6 protein-coding genes and 1 rRNA gene are annotated in these 8,391 nt (G+C 67.3%); 2 read left to right on the forward strand and 5 right to left on the reverse strand.

The genetic code is table 11. The features are described 5' to 3' along the window. The 3 genes from ACTWQD_RS13345 to ACTWQD_RS13355 form a co-directional block, all read right to left on the reverse strand. The gene (locus ACTWQD_RS13345) at positions 1 to 972 is read right to left on the reverse strand and encodes a sugar ABC transporter permease (protein WP_443196599.1); all 972 of its coding nucleotides are present in this window, start codon (positions 970 to 972) and stop codon (positions 1 to 3) included. After that, entirely contained in the window at positions 969 to 2,618 is a 1,650-nt protein-coding gene (locus ACTWQD_RS13350; RefSeq protein ID WP_443196600.1) for an ABC transporter permease subunit, read from the reverse strand. Before ACTWQD_RS13350 ends, ACTWQD_RS13345 begins: the two co-directional genes overlap by 4 nt. Positions 2,619 to 2,759: 141 nt before the next feature. Further along, positions 2,760 to 4,058 carry a sugar ABC transporter substrate-binding protein gene (locus ACTWQD_RS13355; RefSeq protein ID WP_443196601.1) on the reverse strand — a complete coding sequence of 433 codons (1,299 nt, stop codon included), beginning with the start codon at positions 4,056 to 4,058 and terminating at the stop codon, positions 2,760 to 2,762. Positions 4,059 to 4,406: 348 nt separating this feature from the next. On the opposite strand from ACTWQD_RS13355, the gene ACTWQD_RS13360 reads away from it, so the two are divergent. Next, the gene (locus ACTWQD_RS13360; protein WP_443196602.1) at positions 4,407 to 6,200 is read left to right on the forward strand and encodes a glycoside hydrolase family 13 protein; all 1,794 of its coding nucleotides are present in this window, start codon (positions 4,407 to 4,409) and stop codon (positions 6,198 to 6,200) included. A 2-nt stretch (positions 6,201 to 6,202) separates the two neighbouring features. Next, the gene (locus ACTWQD_RS13365) at positions 6,203 to 7,234 is read left to right on the forward strand and encodes a LacI family DNA-binding transcriptional regulator (RefSeq protein WP_443196603.1); all 1,032 of its coding nucleotides are present in this window, start codon (positions 6,203 to 6,205) and stop codon (positions 7,232 to 7,234) included. Between the two features lie 152 nt (positions 7,235 to 7,386). On the opposite strand, the gene ACTWQD_RS13370 is transcribed toward ACTWQD_RS13365, so the two are convergent. Next, positions 7,387 to 7,887 carry an SRPBCC domain-containing protein gene (locus ACTWQD_RS13370; RefSeq protein WP_443196604.1) on the reverse strand — a complete coding sequence of 167 codons (501 nt, stop codon included), beginning with the start codon at positions 7,885 to 7,887 and terminating at the stop codon, positions 7,387 to 7,389. 216 nt (positions 7,888 to 8,103) lie between these two features. After that, positions 8,104 to 8,220 (reverse strand): 5S ribosomal RNA (gene rrf / locus ACTWQD_RS13375). Positions 8,221 to 8,391: the final 171 nt, after the last annotated feature.

The following is an 8,391-nucleotide window of genomic DNA, read 5'->3' on the forward strand; positions in this document are numbered from 1 at the left end:
TTAGCCCTTCACCGATCCCTGGGTGAGGCCGCTGACGATGTAGCGCTGCAGGTAGAGGAACAGCGCCATGACGGGCACGGCGGCGAGCACCGCACCGGCGGCAAAGACGCCCCAGTTCTCGGACCGCTGCTGCGCCACGAAGGAGTAGAGTCCGACGGCGAGGGTCTGGCTCTCCGGGTCGGTGAGCACCACGGACGCGATCACGAATTCGCCGGAGATGGCGATGAAGGACAGCAGGCCCACCACAGCAAGGATGGGTGTGACCAGCCGCATGATGATGCCGAAGAAGATCTGCGTGTGGCTGGCGCCGTCGATCTTGGCGGCCTCGTCGAGGGACTGCGGGACGGTGTTGAAGAACCCGTACATGAGGTAGGTGTTCACGCCCAGGGCGCCGCCGAGGTAAACCATGATCAGCCCCAGCTGGCTGCCCAGTCCCAGCGCCGGAATCACCTCGGAGATGCCGCTGAGCAGCAGGAAGATCGCGACGACGGCCAGCAGCTGCGGGAACATCTGCAGCAGGAGCAGGCTCAGCAACCCGATCCGGCGGCCCTTGAACCGCATCCGGGAGAACGCGTACGCCGCCATGGCGCCGAGGAAGACCGTAGCCGCGGACGTCACCACGCCCACCACCATGGTGTTCACGAACCAGCGGGCATAGGGCCGCGAGGGGTTGTTGAACAGTTCGGTGAAATTGCCGAGGTCGATCCGGCTGAACAGGGCGTTGGAGCCCACCAGCGTGCCGGTGGAGTTGAACGCCGCGGACAGGACGTAGAGCAGCGGGAAGATCGCGAAGAGGGTCACGGCGATGCCGACGAGGTGCCGCCAGCCTTTGTCCTTGAACCAGACGCCGAACGGGCGCCGGCGCTGCAGCGCGCGGAGACGGTCGACGTCGGCGGTGCCGGCAGGTGCCCCGCCGTCGGGGCCGGACGGAGCCGGCGTGGTGGCGACGGTGCCTGGTGCTGACCCGTTCATGAGTTCACGTCCTCGAGTGCTTTGGTCTGTTTGAAGCTGATGGCCGAAACGGTGGCCACAATGATGAAGATGATGATGGCCAGGGCGCTGGCGAGGCCGTAGTCGCGGCCGGTGCCCTGCCCGAACGCCACCTTGTACACCAGCGTGATCAGGATGTCCGTGGCCCCGATGTCCCGGTCCGTGTCGGCGAACCGCGGGCCACCGCCCGTGAGCATAAAGATCACGTTGAAGTTGTTGAAGTTGAACGCGAACGACGAGATCAGCAGCGGCGCGATGGACACCAGGAGCAGCGGCAGCTTGATGGAGCGGAATACCCGCCAGGGGCCGGCGCCGTCCATCCGGGCGGCTTCGTCCAGTTCGGTGGGCAGCGACTGCAGGGCGCCGGTGCAGACCAGGAACATGTACGGGAAGCCGAGCCAGAGGTTGACCACCAGCACGCTGATCTTGGCCAGGGTGGGCTCCGTGAGCCAGCCGATCGTGGCACCGCCCAGCAGGGTCTGGTTGAGCCAGCCGAACTGCGGGTTGAGGATGCCGGACCAGACCAGCCCGGACAGGAACGCGGGGAAGGCGTAGGGCAGGATCATGAGGATCCGGTAGACCTTCTTGCCGCGCAGGTCCTCGCGGTTGAAGGTGATGGCCAGGAAGAGCCCGAGCGCGAAGGTCAGCGCCACGGAGGCGATGGCGAACGTGAAGGTCCAGAGGATGACGCCGAACAGCGGCCCGCGCAGGCTGGGATCGGTGAAGGCACGGGCGAAGTTCTCCATGCCGACGTCGATCTTCCAGCCGGTGGTGAGGGTCTCGCCGTTGGCGTCCGCGAAGGCGCCCTTGCCGTTGTCCCGGTAGACGGTGCCGGACTCGGTGTCGGTGAAGGTGTCCGCGGCGGCGTCGTACGTCAGGGCCGGCTTGAACTGGTAGGCGTTGCTGCCGTCAGCGGTGCGCAGGGTCCCGTCGGCCGGGTCGTCGGAGACCGGCACGGTGATGGCGAGGATGCTCTGCTGGTTCGCGACGATCTCCTGGAAGGTCAGCGTGCGGTAGCCGTCCACGGCGTTGGCCTTGCCGGTGGAGTCCGTGCCGGCGTCGGGGACTTCCTCAAGCGGGGTCTCGGTGTTGCCGAGCGAGGCCTTGCCGTCCGGGTCGGTGAAGAGGAGGTAGAAGGAGTTGTCCTTGGCGAGGACGGCGGCCTTGTAGGCCGGGGAATCGGGAACCCGCTTCTGCGCGGTGAGCTGGATGGCCGCGATTGCGTCATCCTTGGTGCTGTTGTGCCCGTCGCCGTAGTTCGTGAAGGCGATGTAGCCGCTGAACAGGACCACAAACACCTGGAACACCAGCAGGAACAGGACGCCCGGCGCCAGGTACTTCGCGGGAAGCCCGCCCTTGCGCAGGTAGATCCAGTTGATGGCCAGGACGACGGCGGAGGAGACTGCCAGCGCACCCCACGACTGGCTGAGGAAAAGCATCATCAGGACGTAGACGGCCAGGGCGTCCACCAGGCCCAGCAGCACGATTTTGGCGACGGTGCCCTTGGTGGTGTCGGGGCCGAAGCGGCGGCGCTGTCTGCCCGGGCTGCCGGGGGCGCCGTCCGAGGCTGTTGCCGTGGCCTTTGCAGCGGTCGGGGTGCCGGCCTGGCGGAGTTCGGTGTCTGTCATGGCTGTCTACAGTCCTTGGGGAGCAGCTGGTGGCGGTGCAGGAACGGGCCGGGCGGCATGGCTGCCGCCCGGCCCGGTGCGGTGTGGTCCGTTGCGGTCCGTCACGGTTTCGTGGCGGAACCTCAGGAACCGGGGCGGTAACTAGCCCGCGATTTTGGTTTTGATGCTCTCGGCCATCTTGGCCCAGTCGGCGGCCGGGTCGCCCTGGCCCTTGATCAGGGCCAGCTCGGTGGCTCCCCAGTCAGCCCAGACGGCGCTCATTTCCGGGATGGCCGGCATCGGGACGCCGGTGGCGCCGATCTTGCCGAAGGCCTCGACGACGGGATCGCTGGCGGCCTTCTCGAAGGATGCCTTCAGCGCCGGCGGACGGCCGCCGGCCTTGTACATGGAATCCTGCGCGGCCTCGGAGGTGAGGTAGTTCGCGACGAACTCATTGGTGGCCAGGGCGTTGGCGCTCTTGGAGCTGATGAAGAAGCCGTTCACGCCGATGAACGGCTGGGCCGGCTTGTCACCGGCGGTGGGCAGCGCGTCCACGGCGAACTTAATGCCCTTCTTCTGGACATCCGGCACGTTCCACGGGCCCGTGAGGAAGTACGGGGACTCGCCGGCCAGGAACTTCTCCTTGGCAATGTCACCGGTGATGTTGGAGTTGATGATCTTCTCGCCGGCGTCGCCCCAGGCGGCCAGCTTCTTGGCGAACTCGACGCCGGCGGCGTCGCCGATCAGGAGCTGCTTGGGATCGTAGCCGCCGTCGGCAGCTTTGCCGAAGACCTGGGAACCCATGGAGGCCTGCAGCGGGTACAGGTGGTAGGGATCGCCCTGCTTGGGGTCCATGCCCACCAGGAACGGGAAGGCGGCCTTGCCGTCGGCGACAGCCTGCTTGCCGTTGGAGATGACCTCATCGAAGGTCTTGGCAGCTGCCGGCACCATGTCGGTGTTGCGGAGCAGTGCGATGTTCTCAATCGCGTACGGGACGCCGTAGACGGAGCCGTTGAAGGTCATGGCCTTGATGGAGGAATCCTGGAAGTCGGCGGCCTTGTCGCCGAGCTCAACCGGGGCAATGACGCCGTTCTGGACGAACTTGCCTACCCAGTCGTGCGGGCCAACGATCAGGTCCGGGCCCTTGCCAGTGGGGACCTGGGTGATGAAGTCGTCGCGGACTGCTGCGAAGTCCTTGACCACGAGCTTCACTTCGATGCCCGTGTCGGCCTGGAACTTGGCGGTGATGTCCTTCAGTGCGGGCGAGCGCTCGGCGTCGACCCACATGGTGATGGTGCTGGCCCCGGAGGCCTTGAGGTCCGGCTTGGCGGTGGCCGTGGCCGGAGCGGTGGCGGCTGCCCCGCCGCAGGCGCTCAGCGCCAGAGCGGCGACTACGGAGATCGCGCCGGCCGTGAATACACGGCGGCTGGTCCCGGTTGTGAGGGTGTTCTGCACCTTCATTGGTGTCCCTTTCATGAATGCTGCATCCACGCTGAAGGCTCCGTCCGAGGGCTCTGGTGAAGACTCCGGGGGCCTGGTGGCATCGTCGGTGATGTGGCTCACAGCTGCAAGCGCTTCCAAGTTACATGCTTGGTCCGCGTTTGCAAAGTCACTCTACCGGCGAGTAACCGACAAGGCCGAATCCGCCCCCGGCAGCAGTGAATCCCGGGGGCGGCCCGGTTTCAGCGCGATGCCGGGCCTGCGGCGCAGCCCTGCGGAATCTTGACCCGGGGAGAGGCAGAGACGACGCGCTATTCATTTTTATGGAAGCGTTTTCATTTTGGCCGGTCCGGCCTTACGATTACCGGCATGTCCGTTGACTCAGCACTCCTCGCCCCCGCCGATCCGGCCCTGCCGCACGGCGGCGTCTTTGCCGGCACCCTGACACCGGTGCACCCCCCAGACCACCTCCCCGGCTGGTGGCGTTCCGCCGTCATTTACCAGGTGTATCCGCGCTCTTTCCGGGACCTGAGCGGTGACGGGATCGGCGATCTCGCCGGGATTACCGCGGAGCTGCCGAAGCTGGCGGAACTGGAGATCGACGCCGTCTGGCTGTCCCCGTTCTACCGCTCGCCGCAGCGCGACGCCGGCTACGACGTCAGCGACTACTGCGACGTCGACCCGCTGTTCGGCACCCTGGCGGACTTTGACGCCATGATGGCCGAAGCCACCAGACTTGGCCTGCGCATGATTGTGGACCTGGTTCCCAACCACTGCTCGGACCAGCACGCAGGCTTCCAGGCGGCTTTGGCGGCGCCTGCCGGCAGCCCGGAGCGGGACATGTTCATTTTCCGCGACGGCCACGGGACATCCGGCGACGAGCCGCCCAACAACTGGGAATCCCATTTCGGCGGCCCGGCCTGGACCCGGATCACCGAACCGGACGGAACACCCGGCCAGTGGTACCTGCACCTGTTCGACACCTCCCAGCCGGACTTCAACTGGGACAACGATGCCGTGCACCAGGAGTTCGAGCGGGTCCTGCGTTTCTGGCTTGACCGTGGTGTGGCCGGCTTCCGGGTGGACGTTGCCCATGCCCTCGTCAAGGCCCCCGGCCTGCCGGAGTGGGGCGGCCGTGCCGACGGGAACAGCTGCGACGGCTTCCCCGGCCATGACGCCCCGATGTTCGGCCAGCCGGCGCTGCATGACATCTACCGCACGTGGCGGCGGATCCTGGCCGAGTACGGCCCGGACCGCATCCTCTGCGCCGAAGCGAACGTGGACCCGCTCCCCCGCCTGGCGGACTGGGTGCGGCCCGACGAGATGCACCAGGCGTTCAATTTCCCCTACCTGCACGCCGGCCTGGACGTCCACCGCATGCGCGGGATCATCACCGAGTCCCTGACGGCGCTCGACGCCGTCGGAGCCCCCAGCACCTGGGTGCTGTCCAACCACGACGTGGTCCGGCACGCCACCCGGTTCGGCTATGACGGGCACGCACCGCGAGACGGCGACGGGATCGGCAGTTCCGACCCGCAGCCGGACGAGGACCTTGGCCGCAGGCGGGCCGCAGCGGCCTCGATGTTTATGCTGGGCCTGCCCGGCGGCGCGTACCTGTACCAGGGCGAGGAACTGGGCCTGCCGGACGGCATCGACATCCCGGACAGCCAGCGCCAGGATCCCACGTTCGCCCGGACCGGGGGCGAGCGGCTGGGCCGTGACGGCTGCCGGGTGCCGCTGCCGTGGCGTTCTGCCGAGCCCAACGCGGGCTTCGGCGCAGGCGCTGCACCGTGGCTTCCGCAGCCGGCGAGCTTCGCCGGACTGGCCCGCGACGCCCAGGCTGCGTCGCCGTCGTCGCACCTCAACCTGTACAAGCGCATGCTGGCCGCACGGCGGGACCTGGGCCTTGGCCAGGGGTCGCTCGCCTGGGCGGAGGACTGGTGCACGGACACGTCCCTGGCATACCTCAACGGCAGCACGTTGGTGCTGCTGAACGTGGGCCGGGAACCCCTGGACCTGCCCGCCGGGCGGGTGCTGCTGCGCAGCGCTCCGGAGGCCGCCGGGGAAGGCCCCGGGTCATCCGGGGCCTCCGGCTCAGGGCATCAGTTAGGCTCAGGGGAAACTGTTTGGCTGGAAATCTACATCGAGGACGCGGAGAGCTAAGAATGCCCGGCATCAAGGACGTCGCGGAGCGCGCTGGCCTGTCCATCGCCACCGTTTCGCGGGCCTTGAGCGGCAAGGGCAATGTCTCCGCCCGCAGCCGTGAGCGCGCACAGAACGCCGCGGCCGAACTCGGTTTCGTCCTCTCTTACCACGCGTCCAGCCTGGCCTCCGGACGGAACCACAACGTTGGTGTGGTGGTTCCGTCCGTGCACCGCTGGTTCTTCTCCTCCGTGGTGGAAGGCGTCTCGGCGACGCTGCTGGACGCCGGGTACGATCTGACGCTCTACAACGTCAGCGAAGGCCAGGACCGGCGGCACAGCGTCCTGAACGATTTCCTGTTGCGCAAACGCGTGGATGCGGTGATTGCGGTGTCGCTGGAGCTTAGTGAGGCCGAGATCCAGCAGCTGCTCGCGATCCACCGTCCCATCGTCGGGATCGGCGGGCCGCTGCCCGGCGCCTCGACCATCCGCATCAACGATTCCGCGATCGCCGAATCTGCGGCCCGGCACCTGATCCAGCTCGGGCACAGCAAGATCGCCCACATGACCGGTGACGCCGCGTACGATCAGGACTTCCGCCTGCCGGGAACCCGCCAGGCCGGGTTCAAGAAGGCCATGAAGGACGCCGGGCTGGAGGTCCGGCCGGAGTGGCAGGTCTCCGCCGACTTCACCATCCAGGGCGCGTACGCCAGCGCCAGGCGCCTGCTGGGCAGCTCTGTGGAACGGCCGACGGCGGTGTTCGCGGCCTCGGACGAGATGGCCATCGGCACCATCCTCGCCGCCCGCGACTTCGGGCTCCGCGTGCCGTCCGACCTGTCAGTGATCGGCATCGACGGCCACGAACTCGGCGAAGTGTTCGGCCTCACCACCATCGACCAGGACGCCCGCGGCCAAGGTGCGCTGGCCGTCCGGCGCCTGCTGGCGCGGCTCGACGGCGACGGGGACCCGGAGGATGCCGACACGGAGTACCCGACGCGCTTTGTGATCCGCACCAGCACGGCCGTGCCGCCCGAGGACTCCGCGCCCCTGCTCTAGGGTTCGCGGCTGCCCTCCCGCCCAGTTACTCGGTCTGGTCCCCTAACCGGCGGCCAGGCAAGCCCAACAATCCGCGGAAGTCTGCGGCGGCCGCCCGAGGCTGGCCACGGCAACTGGGCTGGAACGTCCGCGCCAGCCTGACCCGCATACCCTCAGTCGCCCGAACCGCCCATAAAGCGGACGAAGCGGTCCAGTACCCCGGGCCAGCCGGCGGCATACTTGGCCCGCGTCGCAGCGGGGTCCTCTGCGCCTTCCCATCCGCTGTGGACCAGGCGCAGCTCCGTGCCGTCCTCCACCGCCCGGAACGCGACGCGCAGCTCTGTGGACCAGACAGCGGACGTGCCCGGGTGCCAGCTGGCGTGGAAGGACAGCGGCGGCTGCCAATCGTCAATGGAACCCCAGACGGCCGTCCGGCCGTCGTCAGCGCTCTCCAGGACCAGGTTCTCCTCAAACTCCACGTAGGAGCCTGCACCGTAGACACTCTGCTCCTCGAGCGGCCACCACAGGTGCGTGTGCTCGGTGAACCCCATAAAGGCACGGGCGACGGCGCCCGGCACCACCACCGTGTACACCACGGGGTCGAGATCGTCGGCGGGGGCAGGCCCTGCCGTCCCGGCGGCTTCAGAGGCTGCGTGGCTGAAAAGATTATCCATGGGCATCAACTTTACCCGCGGCCGGCACACAGGACGCTCCCGGAGGTCTGGCGGGCCCGGCAGTGGACGCTCCCGCAGGTCCGGCGGGCTTGCCACGGACGCTCCCGCAGATCTGACGGGCCTGCCGTGGATGCTCCCGCAGGTTGGTTTTGGTGTGGGGGTGGTTAAATGCGGGAGGACCCCAACCTGGTGGTTGGGGTCCTCGACCTAATGATGTTCCGGCGGTGACCTACTCTCCCACACCCTCCCGGGTGCAGTACCATCGGCGCTGTGGGTCTTAGCTTCCGGGTTCGGAATGGGACCGGGCGTTTCCCCCACGCTATGACCGCCGTAACCCTTGTACCCGTCCCCCGTGGGGGTGGGAAAACTGGTGTTACAACTGTGATGTTAGAACTGTGGTGTTGTTATTCAGTTGTTGGTTCCTGTGCAACATCTCGCCGTGGTGGCGGGTTTGTTGGTTGGGAACCACATAGTGGACGCAAGCAGTCTTGTTTCTTTGTACCC

This window comes from Pseudarthrobacter sp. 1C304 (genome assembly GCF_052245515.1).
In the GTDB taxonomy this organism is placed as follows: Bacteria; Actinomycetota; Actinomycetes; order Actinomycetales; family Micrococcaceae; genus Arthrobacter.

Bases quoted from the DNA above. Each gene is read 5' to 3' on its own strand.
- ACTWQD_RS13370 (WP_443196604.1), bottom strand. From the start codon at position 7,887: ATGGATAATCTTTTCAGCCACGCAGCCTCTGAAGCCGCCGGGACGGCA.
- ACTWQD_RS13345 (WP_443196599.1), bottom strand. From the start codon at position 972: ATGAACGGGTCAGCACCAGGCACCGTCGCCACCACGCCGGCTCCGTCC.
- ACTWQD_RS13365 (WP_443196603.1), top strand. From the start codon at position 6,203: ATGCCCGGCATCAAGGACGTCGCGGAGCGCGCTGGCCTGTCCATCGCC.
- ACTWQD_RS13350 (WP_443196600.1), bottom strand. From the start codon at position 2,618: ATGACAGACACCGAACTCCGCCAGGCCGGCACCCCGACCGCTGCAAAG.
- ACTWQD_RS13360 (WP_443196602.1), top strand. From the start codon at position 4,407: ATGTCCGTTGACTCAGCACTCCTCGCCCCCGCCGATCCGGCCCTGCCG.
- ACTWQD_RS13355 (WP_443196601.1), bottom strand. From the start codon at position 4,058: ATGAAGGTGCAGAACACCCTCACAACCGGGACCAGCCGCCGTGTATTC.